General features: G+C 39.7%; 13 protein-coding genes and 1 pseudogene. 7 read left to right on the plus strand and 7 right to left on the minus strand.

Going from position 1 to position 16,312, the window contains the following annotated elements:
- Positions 1 to 725 precede the first annotated feature (725 nt).
- The 6 genes from ACAY00_RS11190 (at position 726) to ACAY00_RS11215 (ending at position 6,850) form a co-directional block, all read left to right on the plus strand.
- A complete protein-coding gene (locus ACAY00_RS11190) occupies positions 726 to 1,190 on the plus strand; it encodes a prepilin-type N-terminal cleavage/methylation domain-containing protein (RefSeq protein WP_371373514.1) in 465 nt (154 codons plus the stop codon).
- A gap of 260 nt (positions 1,191 to 1,450) precedes the next feature.
- The gene (pilB, locus tag ACAY00_RS11195; RefSeq protein ID WP_371373517.1) at positions 1,451 to 3,145 is read left to right on the plus strand and encodes a type IV-A pilus assembly ATPase PilB; all 1,695 of its coding nucleotides are present in this window, start codon (positions 1,451 to 1,453) and stop codon (positions 3,143 to 3,145) included.
- 16 nt (positions 3,146 to 3,161) lie between these two features.
- A complete protein-coding gene (locus ACAY00_RS11200; RefSeq protein WP_371373520.1) occupies positions 3,162 to 4,406 on the plus strand; it encodes a type II secretion system F family protein in 1,245 nt (414 codons plus the stop codon).
- 49 nt (positions 4,407 to 4,455) lie between these two features.
- Positions 4,456 to 5,355, plus strand: coding sequence for a prepilin peptidase (locus ACAY00_RS11205; RefSeq protein WP_371373523.1), 900 nt, complete (start codon positions 4,456 to 4,458; stop codon positions 5,353 to 5,355).
- Positions 5,356 to 5,360: 5 nt separating this feature from the next.
- Positions 5,361 to 5,966, plus strand: coding sequence for a dephospho-CoA kinase (gene coaE / locus ACAY00_RS11210; RefSeq protein ID WP_371373527.1), 606 nt, complete (start codon positions 5,361 to 5,363; stop codon positions 5,964 to 5,966).
- A 137-nt stretch (positions 5,967 to 6,103) separates the two neighbouring features.
- On the plus strand, positions 6,104 to 6,850 hold the full coding sequence (locus ACAY00_RS11215; RefSeq protein ID WP_371373530.1) for a cell division protein ZapD: 747 nt from the start codon (positions 6,104 to 6,106) through the stop codon (positions 6,848 to 6,850).
- Between the two features lie 10 nt (positions 6,851 to 6,860).
- Here ACAY00_RS11215 and ACAY00_RS11220 read toward each other — a convergent pair whose 3' ends face one another.
- The 3 genes and pseudogenes from ACAY00_RS11220 to ACAY00_RS11230 form a co-directional block, all read right to left on the minus strand.
- Positions 6,861 to 8,642: a Wzy polymerase domain-containing protein gene (locus ACAY00_RS11220; protein ID WP_371373533.1), complete on the minus strand. Its 1,782-nt coding sequence runs from the start codon at positions 8,640 to 8,642 to the stop codon at positions 6,861 to 6,863.
- A 37-nt stretch (positions 8,643 to 8,679) separates the two neighbouring features.
- Positions 8,680 to 9,768 (minus strand): Wzy polymerase domain-containing protein, encoded by a 1,089-nt coding sequence (locus ACAY00_RS11225; RefSeq protein WP_371379711.1) that lies wholly within the window; start codon positions 9,766 to 9,768, stop codon positions 8,680 to 8,682.
- Positions 9,769 to 9,846: 78 nt separating this feature from the next.
- Positions 9,847 to 10,092, minus strand: a pseudogene (locus ACAY00_RS11230) (O-antigen polymerase); the annotation flags it as partial.
- 342 nt (positions 10,093 to 10,434) lie between these two features.
- Between ACAY00_RS11230 and yacG the strand changes: the two are divergent.
- A complete protein-coding gene (yacG, locus tag ACAY00_RS11235) occupies positions 10,435 to 10,671 on the plus strand; it encodes a DNA gyrase inhibitor YacG (protein ID WP_371373536.1) in 237 nt (78 codons plus the stop codon).
- Between the two features lie 327 nt (positions 10,672 to 10,998).
- Here the strand turns inward: yacG and ACAY00_RS11240 are convergent, their stop codons facing one another.
- From ACAY00_RS11240 to secA, 4 genes are all read right to left on the minus strand, one after another.
- Positions 10,999 to 11,643 (minus strand): hypothetical protein, encoded by a 645-nt coding sequence (locus ACAY00_RS11240; protein WP_371373539.1) that lies wholly within the window; start codon positions 11,641 to 11,643, stop codon positions 10,999 to 11,001.
- Between the two features lie 140 nt (positions 11,644 to 11,783).
- The gene (locus ACAY00_RS11245; RefSeq protein WP_371373542.1) at positions 11,784 to 12,668 is read right to left on the minus strand and encodes a LysR family transcriptional regulator; all 885 of its coding nucleotides are present in this window, start codon (positions 12,666 to 12,668) and stop codon (positions 11,784 to 11,786) included.
- 395 nt (positions 12,669 to 13,063) lie between these two features.
- Complete coding sequence (gene mutT, locus ACAY00_RS11250; protein WP_371373545.1) at positions 13,064 to 13,459, minus strand: 8-oxo-dGTP diphosphatase MutT; 396 nt, start codon at positions 13,457 to 13,459, stop codon at positions 13,064 to 13,066.
- 146 nt (positions 13,460 to 13,605) lie between these two features.
- The gene (gene secA, locus ACAY00_RS11255; RefSeq protein ID WP_371373548.1) at positions 13,606 to 16,287 is read right to left on the minus strand and encodes a preprotein translocase subunit SecA; all 2,682 of its coding nucleotides are present in this window, start codon (positions 16,285 to 16,287) and stop codon (positions 13,606 to 13,608) included.
- Between the last annotated feature and the right edge of the window lie 25 nt (positions 16,288 to 16,312).

Raw genomic sequence — 16,312 nt, forward strand, 5'->3', positions numbered from 1 at the left:
GATAAAAAATAGCTAATCGAAACCGTGGCAGGTTAATAGTTCTTGCTCGCAAATACTACTTGTTTGTAAAAACTACTTGCTCGTAAAAAAGCTGGCCCTGCGCTCATTGCCAATGACCTATTTACCAAGCCCTATTTGCCAAGCCCTACTTGCCAAGCTTTTTTATATAGTGTTTTTATACGCTTTTTTAAAAACTTGTTTAGGCTAGTGCAAGTTTGTTTTTTAACCTTTATTTCGTAAAAAGCAAAGTTTGCCCCATTTCAAAAATGGGTTTGTCGATTCTTGCACCTCGCAAACCCCACAAAATAGGGACTTCAGCCCTTAAACCCCAAATCAGTCACATTAACCTAACTGTAAAGCCGCAAAAGAGCACCAATTAACCAGTTGCAAATAACAACAAAAGCGAGCGCAACAGTTTCGCGCAATAATGAACCAAGGCAATTCTCAAGAAAGCATACTTACTAACAGGTTGTTAAATACATGTTAATGTTAAATATTTGTTAAAAAGCATTAAACTAAGCCTTGAAACTCGGTGTAACTGCTTTGTTTCTATTTGTTTCCTGAAACAGCAAAAGCGCAACAAATGGCGATATTTCACCCAGATAAATTATTATTTAATGAAAATTGCCATTTTTTTCGGTTTTTTATTTTACATTTTTTTATTTATGTTCCATATTAAGTTCAGCCCCCATAATAACAATTAACTTTATAACGGATGTTTAAACATGAAAAATATTAAATCTAACAAGGGTTTCACCCTAATCGAATTGATGATCGTTGTTGCAATTATCGGTATTCTTGCCGCGGTTGCGCTACCGGCATACAATGACTACACGCGTTCTGCAAAAGCGTCTTCACTAGTAAGTATGGCTAACAGCTACAAAACAGCGGTTGAAGTTGCTGTTCAAACAGGTCAAATTACTGATGAAACACAATTAGACTTTGAAGTAGCAAATATTCCTACAGAGGCTACATTTAAATCTCATGATGATATTGTAGCAGCTGCAATTGATACAGCCACTGGCCGATTAACTCTAACAGGTTCTGCAGCCTTAGGTGCTAGCTCAAAAATTCTTTATCTTCAGCCTTCAATCGACGAAGATTCGTTAGCTCTTACTTGGACTTGGGGTGGTGATTGTGCGACTTCCGGTATCTGTAAAGTTAGTACTTCGGCGTCAAATGCTACCTAGGACATAGTCCACTCTAGCTAAATTGAAAACAGCGGTTTTTTCCGCTGTTTTCATTACTAAAAATCACTAGCCCTCATATGAAATAAACTTGCTATGACTATGTCTTTTATTTAGTTTGGTATTTCTCCATTTACAAATAAAGCATGGATATATACGTATATAACTGTAAGTACATTCAAATACTTACATCTAACAGATGTATACGTATATACCTATTAGATTTATAAAACCTACTTATAACAACTATAGAGAATTGTTTGATGAACAGTTTAGGATCGCAATCCAGTATCTTAAGTGCATTACAACGAAATGAGTTGTTACCCGATGACACCTTGAATGAATTTAACAAAGCCCGTGAAGAAAAGTCGATCATCAAGTTTTTACTTCGTAAAAAAGCCATTTCATCGAATCGCTTGGCAACTGTTTTAGCACAAAGCTTTGGCTTACCTCTTGTTAATATCAACGACCTTGAGCTTGATAATTTACCCGATAAACTTCTCAACGAAAACCTGATTCAAAAGCATCATGCCCTGCCCATTTATTTAAGAGGGAATATGCTCTATATTGCGGTCTCCGATCCGACCCAGTTAGAGGTATTACAAGAGTTTCAATTTAACACCGGATTCTCTTGTGAACTGGTTTTAGCCGATGCTAATGATCTGCAATCGACTATAGAGCTGCTATTCGATGAAACCAGTTCGTTAGAGCTCACCGATTTAGATGAAGAAGAGCTTAAGCAAATCGATACCAACGATGGCAAGCAAGATGATGATGAGGGCGCTGAAAACCCCGAAAACGATGCGCCGATTGTTGTTTACATCAATAAAATCTTACTCGATGCGATCCGCCGTGGTGCCTCCGATTTACATTTTGAACCGTTTGAGCATAAATTTCGCATCCGCTTTCGAATTGACGGTATTCTTACCGAAATCGCCACACCGCCGGTATTGCTTTCAAGCCGGTTAACGGCTCGTTTAAAGGTTATGTCAAGGCTAGATATTGCTGAACGTCGAGTGCCACAAGATGGTCGCATAAAGTTAGCGGTATCAAAGAAAAAGTCGATCGACTTTCGTGTCTCTACCCTACCAACCATGTGGGGCGAAAAAGTGGTAATGCGTATATTAGACTCGTCTTCAGCCGAGCTCGGCATTGATATTCTGGGTTATGAAGATGAGCAAAAAGCGCTTTATTTAGAAGCCCTGTCTAAACCGCAAGGGATGATATTAGTAACCGGCCCCACAGGCTCGGGTAAAACCGTATCACTTTATACCGGTCTTAATATTTTAAATACCGAAGAGCGCAATATCTCGACCGCCGAAGATCCGGTAGAGATTAACCTCGAAGGGATAAATCAGGTTCAAATCAATAATAAAGCCGGCCTAACCTTTTCCAGCGCGCTAAAATCTTTCTTACGTCAAGATCCTGATATTGTTATGGTTGGTGAGATCCGAGATTTAGAAACCGCCGAGATAGCAATTAAAGCGGCGCAAACAGGTCACTTGGTTTTATCAACCCTGCATACCAATTCAGCGCCAGAAACCTTAACCCGTTTACTGAATATGGGCGTGCCCAGTTATAACGTCGCCAGCTCGGTCTCGTTAATAATTGCGCAGCGTCTTGCTCGTCGATTATGCAATCATTGTAAAGCTAAGGATGAGATAACCGAGCAAGGCTTAATCGAATTTGGCTTCGACCCCAGTGAAGTTAGCGATATCACCATTTATAAGCCGGTTGGTTGCAGTAAATGCACCAATGGTTTTAAAGGTCGAGTCGGTATTTATGAAGTGGTCAAAATCAGTGATGTCACCGCAGGCTTAATCATGAGAGGCGCCAATTCTATTGATATCGCTAAACAAGCGCAAAGTGAAGGCTATAACGATTTGCGTCAATCCGCTTTATTAAAAGCCAAAGCTGGGATCACCAGTTTGTCCGAAGTAATTAGGGTTACGGCCTAAATTAAAGGTAATACTTATGGCAACAGCAAGTGCAAAACAAAGCAAAAAAACGCAAGATGTTTTTCTTTTTACTTGGTCTGGGGTAAACAGAAAAGGTAAAAAAGTAAACGGTGAGCTTTCTGCTCCCAACGCGCTGGAGCTCAAAGCGCAACTAAGAAAACAAGGTATTACCCCACTTCGCGTTAAAAAGAAACCCAAACCACTGTTTGGCATGAGTGGCGAAAAATCGATTAAGCCGGTCGATATTGCTATTGTCACTAGGCAACTTGCTACTATGTTAAGTGCCGGTGTACCTTTAGTACAATCGATTGAGATGATTGGTAAAGGCAGTGATAACGGCAATATTCGAAAGCTCCTCGCTGAAGTGGGTAGTAAACTTCAAGGTGGTGTGCCCTTATCACAATGCTTACGCGATCACCCCAAATATTTTGATGGCTTATATTGCGATTTGGTTGAATCGGGTGAACAATCTGGCGCGCTTGAAAGCATTTACGACAGGATTGCTACTTATAAAGAAAAAGCCGAAGCGTTAAAGGCTAAAATTAAAAAAGCTTTAGTTTATCCTGTTGCGGTTATTTGTGTTGCGGTCATTGTTACTTCTATTTTGTTAATTGCTGTTGTACCAACATTTGTTGAAGTATTTGCCAGCTTTGATGCCGAACTGCCCGCCTTTACACTAATGGTGGTTAACTTATCTGATTTTATGGTAGCCAATTGGCATATTGCGCTCTCCGGTATTGTGGGCATTTTTATAGCGATTAAAAAGACCCATGAAAAAAGCGCCAAATTTCGAGACAAAGTCGATGCCATCTTATTAAAAGCCCCAGTCATTGGGATGATCCTAAATAAAGCTGCCGTTGCTCGCTTTAGCCGAACATTATCGACCACGTTTGCTGCTGGTGTGCCATTAATTGATGCCCTAGATTCTGCTGCCGGCGCTTCTGGCAATGCGGTGTATCGCGATGCGATAAAAGAGATCCGCACCGAAGTTTCAGGCGGTATGCAAATGAATTTAGCGATGAGAAATGCTGATGTATTTCCCGATATGGTGATTCAAATGGTGTCCATTGGTGAGGAATCTGGTGCCCTAGATGACATGCTGGCAAAAGTTGCCAATGTTTATGAGCAAGAAGTAGATGATGCCGTTGACGGCTTAACCGCGTTATTAGAACCCTTAATTATGGCTGTTTTAGGCGTACTTATTGGTGGTTTGATCATTGCCATGTATTTACCAATATTCCAAATTGGTGCTGTGATCTAATTCACTTTATATCGATTTATCATAAAATAATAACAATAAGGTTTTTTTTGTGTTTGCTGAAATTTTGGCTCTATTTGAGCTCTACCCGATTACGTTTTATACAACCACCCTAATACTCGGTTTAGTTGTTGGTAGCTTTTTAAATGTGGTGATTTATCGTTTGCCCAAAATGCTCCACAACGAGTGGCTGTGTGATTGTCGCGAACTGCTTGCGGATGAGTTAGCTAAAACCAGTAACAAAGCAAGCTCTAAAGCTAAAATAGAGTCGATAACCTTGTCCAAACCCGCTTCGACTTGCCCAAAGTGTGGCCATAAAATCAAAGCAATCGAAAACATCCCGCTGTTATCCTGGCTGTTTTTAAAAGGCAAATGTTCGGCTTGCAAAACACCAATTTCGATACGATATCCTTTGGTTGAACTGGCTAGCGGTATTTTATCTGTGGTTATTGGCCTGCACTTTGGTGTCACTTGGTTAACGCTATGGATGTTAATCTTAACTTGGTCTTTGGTTGCTCTAACCATGATTGACTTTGACCAGATGATCCTGCCCGATCAAATTACACTGCCCTTAGTTTGGCTTGGTTTACTGATCAACTTAAATTCGGGATTTGTCAGTCTTAATGAAGCTGTAATAGGCGCTGTGGTCGGCTATATGAGCTTATGGTCCATTTTTTGGCTCTTTAAGTTACTTACAGGCAAAGAAGGTATGGGCTATGGTGACTTTAAGCTGTTTGCGGTGTTTGGCGCATGGTTTGGCTGGCAACTGTTACCTTTGCTCATTTTAATGGCTTCGCTAGTTGGGGCAATTATTGGTATCGCTATGATGGTTTTCAACAATCACCAAGGCTCTAAACCCATTCCATTTGGTCCTTACTTAGCCATTGCCGGTTGGATTACCGCTCTATGGGGTAATGGTATGTGGAACTGGTATTTAAATTTGGTGTTATAAAGGCCATGTCAAATCTTGTCATAGGCCTTACAGGTGGAATAGGGAGTGGTAAAACCACCATAGCAAACTTATTCCTGCCCTATGGTATCGACATCATTGATGCTGATATTATTGCGCGAGAGGTCGTCGAGCCAGGCAGTCAGGCTTTGAGCGCAATAGCACAACATTTTGGTCAATCATTTATTCAAGCCAATGGCGAGTTAAACCGACCTAAACTTCGGCAAAGGGTCTTTGCTAAAGAAGAAGATAAACGTTGGCTTAATAACCTACTCCACCCGCTTATTGGCGATAAAATTCGCCACGCTTGTCAGCAAGCAAAAAGCCCATATTGTTTATTGGTGGCACCGCTACTAATTGAAAACGGTCTGAATAAAAGCGTAGATAAGGTATTAGTCGTCGATGTTAGTCCTCAAACCCAGCTTAAGCGCACATTAGCTCGAGATCAAAGCTCAGAGCAAACGGTAAAGAATATTATTAAGGCTCAGGTTAACAGAGCGGAGCGTTTAAGGCATGCGGATTTTGTAATCAACAACGATCAAGACACCATAGCCCATTTACCCCAAGAGGTTGAATTGTTGCATCGTGCTTTTCTCAAACTCATTCCCCTTTAATTGTTTGCTTTTAAGCTTTGATTAAGCACAAATTTTGTGTTTTTTCTAGGTAAAGCTTTTACCCAAACGACGAAAAGTGATAGCCTTAAATTTATACTCTGTTACTATAAAAACGACTTTTCAATAATAATTACAACATGTCTGATATTTTGTACGAACACCCACTAAATGAAAGGATTCGAAATTATCTAAAGCTTGAGCAATTATTTGTGCAAGCGCGCTCAAGCCTTGATCAAGATATCAGTTCGGGCTTTGCTTTGTTTTTTAACTCTATTTTTGCCATTTTAGATACGCTAGACCGGACCGATACCCGTGGCGATGTTATTAAAGATTTAGAAAGGTTGGAGCAAAATCTATTACTTTGGTCAAAGTCTCCTAACATAGATAACCGAGCTTTAACCCGAAATTTAGAACAAGCCAAGTTATTTGCTACGCGTTTACGTTCGAAACAAACCGTGCTTGCTGACATTAAAAACGATAAATTTTTATATAGCATGCGTAAACGATTTGCGATGCAAAATGCCTATTGTTTTTTTGACTTACCAGCACTGGCGTTTTGGCTAAAGCAACCACCAATATTACTTCAACAAGACATTGAAAAGTGGTTAGCAGCTTTAAGCCTTTTTGAAAAATCAATTTCACTGATTTTAAAGTTCATTCGACAAAAAGCCGATTTTGTTGATATAACATGCCCAACAAGCTTTTATCAAGATAATGGTGAAGGCTTATTGTTACTACGGATTAAGCTTGCTGAAGGCGAAGATATTTTCCCCAGTATTAGCGGCAATAAATACCGCTACTCGATTCGATTTATGCAATTATGCCCCGAAAAAGGGCAACAATATGTATCAAAAGATATAAACTTTAAATTAGCTAAGTGCTAGAAAGCGCGCATTAATCTAAAGAGTGAATATTAATTTTTTCCTCAAAATGAGGATATTGGGGATACACTGCTTTAGCATCTGCTATAGCATTGGCTATTTCGATATCAGAAACATCAGCTTGCCAATCCTGCAAATACCCTAATCCCGCAATAAGATAAACGTACATCCGCTCTCTGGGCTCTGTTTCTAGGTGTTTGTAAGCCCAGTTAATAAAATTTCTAAGCTTAACTTCATCTTTATTATTGACCGCAGTATATAGGTCAATTCGCGCGCGTTCAGTTTCAATATATAAATACCATGGGTGGGGGTTAATGACTTTATCTAAATATGAAGGGTCTAATTCTGCTTTATAGTTGTTCACCATAAGTTGGGTGTGAATTGCTGAAAGTAGGTAAGCAAAACTGGTTAAGAAAAACGAGAATAACACGGGTTGTAATAAATTTACGTGCCTTATTGTGTATTCTTTAAGGGCCTTACCGTTGTCTAGGTAAAAAACCAAACTCAATACAACCAAAAAATGTAAGCTAGATTTTACAAAAGGTAACTCCACCTGCGAGTGTAATAGAATGGGCATCAGCAGTGACAATTTTGCCCAACGCAAAGAATCATTTTTAAAAATTAATAGCCCTCCAGCAATCAAAATACATAACAACCCTAGAGCTGAACTAATTCCGCCTTCAACCAACCAAAGTAAGGTCTCATTGTGCGGGTGGGATAAATTAGCTACTGGCAGACTATCAATATTTTCAGCTTCTAATTCAGAGTAGTGTTTTAATATATAGCTTTTCTCAAAATGCCCAAACCCCACGCCTTTAATCGGGTCATCTAATATCATCTTAGCTGTCACATAAAAGATGGTCGAGCGAACCCCTTTATCTGTATAGATCTTTTCGCCACGTTGATTTTCAGACAAATTTAAAGTAACAATTGCTGCGGTTAAAGACAGCAATAACAGCAACGCCGGCTGTTTATACATATGTCTATTCTTTAATAATAAAGGCAATAAAAAAATCAAGCCAAGTAATACACCTAAATAGCCAGCTTTTGACTGCATTAAAATCAACACATGTAAACAGCTTGCCGCCGTATAATAAAGCCCCATTTTGATGTAACTTTTTTTAGCTATAGGTAAATCTTTAAGCTTAAAGAGTACATAAAGACTCAATATAACCCCTGTTGCCATAAAACTTGCCATAACATTGGGGTGCAAAAAAGCACCATATGAGCGCTCTCCTTGATGCCTTTCCATATATGGCGCTGAAAATTCGGGCCTAAAATAAAGCCAATCGATTTCAAATGGGGTTAGAATATAATGTTGTATAAGTCCTATACTTGCTTCTACTGCACAAGCCAAAACAATCAATAAAAGCAAGGTGTCTTTTAGCTTTTCTCTGAACTTGTATTGATATAACGCCACCAAGAAAAGGTAGCCAATAATAAGACCAAATACGCCTAATATGCTCCCTTTAACATCAGCGTGTGGGTAAAATATTGGTATAACGAGGAATAAGCACCCAATTCCAACCAAGGCTAAAGTCTGATTAAAAACAAACCGTCTATTTTCGATGATATTGGCCATCGTTATAGAAATAAAGACGCACATAAACATCCAAGTCGCGATATTTGATGTTCTATATAACCCGCCCCCAGAACCAGGACTAGGTAAAACAACATGTGCTCCTATGAAAAAAAACATAACAGCGAGGATCAGAAGAAAGCGATGAATGGGCTGTGTCAAAATGTGGCCTATTATTGTTATTTTGTAATCTATTATCAGCTTACAAAATAACATCAGGTGAGGCAAGAATGCACCCCATTTTTAGGGCAAATTATGGTGATGTTTTACGTACTTGTTGCCAAAATGGATGGCCTGGATATAATTGTTTAGCTTCATTAACAAACATCATCAATTCAGTTTCTGTCGTATATTCCCCCCACTCTTTTAATAACAGGAACCCTTCAATACTATTTTGGTAAAATTGAAGTCTTGGCTCCCTTTGGGTTCGTTGCTTTGCCCAATCAATATAGCTTCGTATTTTAATCGCATCTTTATTAATTAGCCCTTGCTCAAAGTGATATTGGTTAATCCTTTCGTCTAGCTCATCTTTTAATGCATGCTGGTTAAATATTTTTTCAACATATTTCAAATCATTAGATTTAATAAAATTAACAAACAATATATGGGTCTGCAGAGCAGTGGCAAAATAACCAAAAGAGAATGTAAAAAATAGTACTAAAATTGTTTGAGTAATCTTTTCATATTTAACGTGTTTTTGAATCGACTCTTTGGGTATATGAAAAAAGAATAAAAAGACTAAAAAGTAGATAAAGTGAAGCGCTGAATGATAAAAGGGAAACTCCGTCTGACTATGAAGTAAAATGGGCATTAATAACGCCAATTTAGGTAAACTGCCCCATCCACCTTGATACAAGACTTGCAGGGAGGTTAATGTAAGCAGTACTATCCCTAATAACGAGACCATCCCCCCCTCAACGATCCAAAAAACGGTTTCGTTATGTGGATGGTGTAGGTTTTTTACAGGTTTTAAACTGATGCTACCGGCATTTAGTTGCTTATTATGTTCAATGAGATAATTTTTTTCAAAACTTCCAGCTCCAAGCCCCATTAAAGGGTTATCTTGAACAAGGTGGGCACTCACTTTGAATATCGTTAACCTTACCCCAGAATCAGTATAAAGTTTCTCACCGCGAAAATCCCCTAAATAAAGCACGCTAAGTATGCTAGTAACAATAGAAACTAAGGCAACTGCCTTTGCCAACTTATAGCTTTTTCGCCTTTTATATGTATATGGCAATATTAAGACCAATGCCAATAACAAGCCTAAAAAACCCGATTTAGATTGGGTTAAAATTAAAACATGTAAACAACTAAACAAGGTGTAAAGAATTAATGCCAAAGTTTGCTTCTTATATCTAGGCAATAAAAATTTGACTTTAGGTAGGAGATATAAGCACAGCACGATGCCTGTTGCCATAAAACTAGCCATCACATTAGGTTGTAAAAAGCTGCCATATGGGCGCCCCGTGACAGAGCGATAACTAAGAAACTTAATGTCAAACAGGTTTAACAAATAAAATTGGATCAACCCAAGGCTCGCTTCAATGGTGCAACCCAGTAGCAATAGAATTAAAAACTTATGTTTATTTTTGTCATTCAATTCAAACTGAAACAAAGAGAGCCAAAATAAAAAACCGAGAAAAATGGCCAGCACCCTAGGCATGGCATAGATAAAATCAGAATGAGGAAAAAATAACGGAAGAACCAACACGCATATAGCAATAAAATAATACTTAGCACTTATCGGCAAAATAATTTTCTTCTGACTCAAGACATGAGCAAAGGCATAGGAAATAAAAACGCTAATAAATAACCAGTTTATGATATTAGCGGCCAGAGTTAAGCCGGAACCACCAGGGGTTGGAAAGATAATATGGCTGGCAATAAGAAAAAAGATTAACGACAGGCCAATTAAAAAACGAGGGGATGATTGTGTCAAAATAAGGCCTTTTATTGTTATAATAAGCGTCTTTTTACATTACAAAATAACACCTGTGGACGCAAGATGACCATTAAAGTAAATTGCCCTACGTGCAAAACCCAAGTGCTATGGAACAGTGAAGCCGAATTTCGCCCATTTTGCTCTAAACGCTGCCAACTTATCGACTTAGGCGAGTGGGCCAATGAAGAAAAAAAAATATCGCAACCGGTAACAAATGAGCAATTGCTCAGCGAGGAAATGCTTGACCAACTTGAACAGGAATTTGTCGAGCATAATACATTTTTTGTTGAGCCAGAATAACGCGAGTTCTTGTTCTTAAAACAGAGTGGATTATGGGGTCTTTGGGGTTGGTATTTGTACCTCCTTATTCTGTCGCTGTTGGTCTTGCTATTCGTTTTGCTATTTGTTTTTCTGTTCGTTTTGCTATTGTTATGAGACTGTCGATATTAGACTTATATACCATAACGAGCGAATTGAACTGTAAATAAATAGAAAAGGCCCATTCTTTTATAAAATGGGCCTTTACTATAATGGGACAGTTTTATTCATTTTTCATCTGTTCTCTTGTTATCAGTCGCTCACATGTTATGAAGGATACATGCGTTTTTCAACGCTTTATCCATGATGTTAATCCGCACCGAGATTAACGCTTAGCGACATTTCTTGTTTTAATACCGCCAAGTTTAGTGCCCTTAAGTTTGCCATCACCACGGTGTTTTGATCAAATAGCAGTGCGCTATTCACATCCGAAAATGCGGCTTGGCGTTGGCTTAAATAAAAGCGAACAATCGCACGGTTACTATAAGCAATCGACTTTACGTAATCCAATCTAGCTTGGGATTGATCCATAGCGTCAAGCAAGTTTATCGCGTTAGTGCAAGCAGCGTCGGCTTTTTCGTATTCCCCTTGTTTTAACCAAACCGCGCATAAACTTATTTGATCATTCGCATCGCTGGTGTGATCTAGCGATGAAAATATCTTCTGAACCACTTTTTGGTAGTGGCCTTGTTCTATCTCATCTGCTGTCACCGCACTTCGGATCACCGCAACCTTAAAGTCAGCATCTAGGTGGGCCATGGTGTCTTGCCCTGATGGGTTTAAACTTGCGTAACTACTGAAACTCAATCCTAATGTAGATAAACTTAAAACCATGATTAAGCGCTTAAGGGGCTGTGCTTTTTGCGCGTAGGTTTTAACAATTTGTGCTAGCTCTGCCAACTTAGGCTTATCAGGCCTTTTGTTAAAGGGCTTATTTAACTTGAAATACGTCATAGCATTCTCCTAATGGTGTAATAACAGTACCTTTACTGTTGTCTTCACTTTAGGAAAATCTTTCGTTCGCGACAAACGATTAAAATCTTAGCATGAGATGAATTTATTTCACTCAAACCAGGTCATTCACGGTTTAATCATCAATACAGCGAGCAAAAGTTGTCACTAACCCAGTGCGCAAACTTTTTCATCTCTGGTGAGTTTTCGAGACTTTGATGTTGCAACAAAAAGTAGCGATCATTAGTTAGAAGTTCATTGTCGTACAACCGCACTAATAATTGCTCTTTGAACCAACTGTGGCTTATCGGCATGGGAATAAGAGCAATCCCCATCCCCTGTTGCGCGGCGCGAGCAACGCCAAACATGCTATCGAATTGGATGATCTGCTTTGGTTCAAAATCTAAAATATTGAATTTATCGGCCCACTGATGCCATGCCCAAGGTCTCGATTGATGCAAGATCAAAGGGACATGTTGCAATGCTCGATAACCTTGACTTGCCCACTTGCGATATAATCGTTTGTTACACGCAGGGACGTAGCGAATCGGAAACAGCTCAGTAACGATACTGCCGTTTGGTTTCCCGTTTGCTAATACCACTGACAAGTCTGTGCTGGCGATTTTTTTAGCGTCGGTTTTTACCGTTTCCAACTGCAAGTTAATTTCAGGGTTTAAACGGGTCCACTCGCTTAATTTAGGCACAAATAACTCACTGGCAAAAAACTCCGGCAAGCTGATGCTTATTGTTGTATTTTGCTGAGCATTAGAAAACTCAGAAATCGTAGACTCAAGATCAGAAATAATAGGGTGAATCGCGTTATAAAACTGCTTACCCGCATTGGTTAGTTCAATGGCCCGAGTTTGACGTTTAAACAACACCATACCTAATTGTTGTTCTAATTGTTTTATTTGGTGGCTTACCGCTGAAGGCGTTAAAAACAGCTGCGAGGCAGCGTGTTTAAAACTTAAACAGCGAGCCGCAATACAAAAAGAACGTAAACCACGAATAGGAGTTTGAACAGCCATATAATAATAAAGAAATTTAATGAGTGAGTGAAAAATGAAGCAAGACTCTTGCCACATACTCATTTAAAACCAAGCTCGGCATCTTGCACATCACTTGCAGCCTTATTCGCTATAGAACAAAAGGCATAATGGTATTTATACGCACCAACTTGGTTCTATTTAACCAGCTAGAGTGCGCTAAAGTTGTGCTTAAACGGGTCATTAAGCGTGATCAAACTGTTGGATTAACGAATAAAAAAGAGCACCCTTAAGGTGCTCAAAAAAACAACCAAATAATACTTAAAAATCTGGGGAGATTTGAAAGCCATTAAACAATAATAATATTTTCACCATCCTACAAACGAGAACATTTAACCTTATGGTTCATTAAATTTCACTCATCCCCTATCAAGAGCCTAAGCCAACTCCATCGTTCGTAGTTTGTCGATAATCGCTAAATTGGCTGCGGGAAAGTCTAAGGTAAGTATTTCACTAAAGCTGAACCAACCTTGTTGCTGACCTTCCAGTGCATTGGGCTCACCAACAAATTGATCAACTAAAAACACTTCCAACCTTACCTGTTTGTCACCGTAGTCATGAGTCACATCGATCATCGGCTTAACCGCCAACACATCAATGTCTACTTCTTCCTGTAACTCTCTGTGCAGTGCTTGATGGACACTTTCTTGCGCCTCAACTTTACCGCCAGGAAATTCCCATTTGCCCCCCTGGTGGGCATGCTCATGTCTTTTAGTAAGAAAAAATTTGCAGTCTTTATAAATTACGCCGACGGCGACATGTATATGTTTCATCTTTTCACTTGTTTTAGTATTTGGGTTTAGGGTGACGGTAGTATCAAATGACTTTACCATCAACAAAAACGAGTACGCCCATCTATTAGATATAAAAAAGCCGAAACCAGGTTTCGGCTTTAAAACCAGATTGTCCGGTAAATATACTAAGCTAATTTACCGTGACATTGTTTGTATTTTTTACCCGAGCCACATGGACACGGTTCATTGCGACCAACCCGTTTAACTTGGTTTTCATCGCTAGCATGACCGCTAGTTTGATGAGTAAACTGCTTTGGTGCCTCGTCTGTTTTACGGTGCTGTTCTTCTACCGCTTCAACATCCGATTCTTGTTGAATACGAACCTTCGACAAGATGGTAACGACATCGTACTTAAGATTTTCAAGCATATCGCTAAACAATTGGAAAGATTCTTTCTTATATTCCTGTTTTGGGTTCTTCTGAGCATAGCCGCGTAAATGAATGCCTTGACGTAAGTGATCCATCGCTGCTAAGTGCTCTTTCCAATGTGAATCAAGGCTTTGCAACATAACCGCTTTTTCAAATTGGCGTAATACATCTGCACCAACTTGCTCTTCTTTGGCTTTATATGCGTCTTCAATCTCTTTTAAGATGCGCTCGGTTAACGATTCTTCATGAAGTTTGTCGTCTTCATCTAGCCATTTTCTAATAGGAAGTTCTAATAACAACTCGCCTTTTAAGCGCTCTTCTAGCCCTTCAACATCCCACATTTCCTCAAGTGACTGGGGTGGAATATGTTGGCTGATCAAACCTCGTAAAACATCTTCACGAATTGCCGCAATGGTTTCACCAATATCGCCTTCATCGAGCAGTTCATTACGTTGCTCGTAAATCACTTTGCGTTGATCATTGGCGACATCATCGTATTCAAGTAATTGTTTACGAATATCGAAGTTACGACCTTCTACTTTACGCTGTGCGTTTTCAATTGAGCGGGTAACCCAAGGGTGTTCGATAGCCTCGCCACGTTCCATTCCCAGTTTACGCATCATTCCGGCAATTCGTTCTGATGCGAAAATACGCATCAAACCGTCTTCCATTGACAGATAAAAACGTGTTGAGCCCGGATCACCTTGACGACCTGAACGACCACGTAATTGGTTATCAATACGACGAGATTCATGTCGCTCAGTGGCAACAATATGCAAACCACCTAACTCTAATACTTTTTCGTGTTCTTGTTGCCATTGTTCGGTTAACTTGGCAATGGCTTCTTCGGTAGGATCAGTCAATTTGGCGATTTCAGCCGACAAATTACCACCTAACACAATATCTGTACCACGACCTGCCATGTTAGTAGCGATAGTTACCGCACCTACTCGACCAGCATTGGCAACAATTTCGGCCTCTTCGGCATGGAATTTAGCGTTCAACACCTTATGCTTGATTTTGGCTTTCTTTAAAATTGTTGATAAGTATTCCGAAGTTTCAATACTGATGGTACCCACTAAAACGGGTTGCCCACGTTCTACACAATCTTGAATATCGGCAATAATGGCTTCGTATTTTTCTTCGGCTGTCAGATAAATTAGGTCAGCCATATCGTTACGAATCATTGGACGGTTCGTTGGGATCACCACCGTTTCTAAACCATAAATATGATTAAATTCGAAGGCTTCTGTGTCGGCGGTGCCCGTCATACCAGCAAGCTTTTCATAAATACGGAAGTAGTTTTGAAAGGTAATAGACGCTAAAGTTTGGTTTTCATTTTGAATGCTGACATGCTCTTTCGCTTCAACAGCTTGGTGCAAACCTTCAGACCAACGACGACCTTCCATTGTTCGGCCTGTGTGTTCATCAACAATGACAATTTCACCGTCTTTTACAATGTAATCAACGTCTTTAATAAACAGTTTGTGCGCTCGTAAGGCCGCCATAACATGATGCAGTAATGAAATATTACCGGCACCGTAGAGCGAGTCTTCTTCTGCCAGCAGATCACGCTCTTTTAAAATCTCTTCAACACGCACTTGCCCGCGTTCGGTTAAAAACACCTGCTTAGATTTTTCATCGACGGTGAAATCACCGGTGCTTTCTTCACCCTCTTCATCTTCTTTCTCTTGCTGCTCGAGCAAAGGCACTATTGTGTCGATCATGCGATATAAATCAGAGCTATCTTCAGCTTGACCAGAAATAACCAATGGCGTGCGAGCTTCATCGATTAAGATGGAGTCAACTTCATCAACAACCGCATAGTGAAGCGGGCGTTGCACACGTTGTGATGGTGAAAAGGCCATGTTATCGCGCAAATAATCAAAACCAAACTCATTGTTGGTACCATAGGTGATATCGGCTTGATAAGCTTGTTGCTTTTCTTGAGGTGAAATATTTGGGATGTTACAGCCAACCGTCAGGCCCAAGAATTCAAATAAAGGACGAGACCAGTCGGCATCACGTTTTGCGAGATAGTCATTCACCGTGATAACGTGAACACCTTTGCCCGTTAAGGCGTTAAGATATGACGGTAAGGTTGCGGTTAAGGTTTTACCTTCACCTGTGCGCATTTCGGCAATTTTACCTTCTTGCAGCACCATACCACCAATAAGCTGAACGTCAAAATGACGCATACCAAAAACACGAACACTGGCTTCACGCACAACGGCAAATGCTTCAGGTAAAATGTCTTTTAAGCTTTCCCCTTGCGCCAAACGCTCTTTGAATTCTGCGGTTTTCGCTTGCAGTTCCTCATCCGTATAGGCTTGGATGGTAGGTTCTAAAGCATTAATTTTTTTAACATCTTTGTTCATTTGTTTAAGTAGACGGTCATTTCGGCTACCAAACATTTTTGTTATTAATTTTACAAACATTTTTTAAACCATTTCCCTGAAGCGC

Source organism: Thalassotalea sp. 273M-4 (genome assembly GCF_041410465.1).
GTDB classification, from domain to species: domain Bacteria; phylum Pseudomonadota; class Gammaproteobacteria; order Enterobacterales; family Alteromonadaceae; genus Thalassotalea_A; species Thalassotalea_A aquiviva.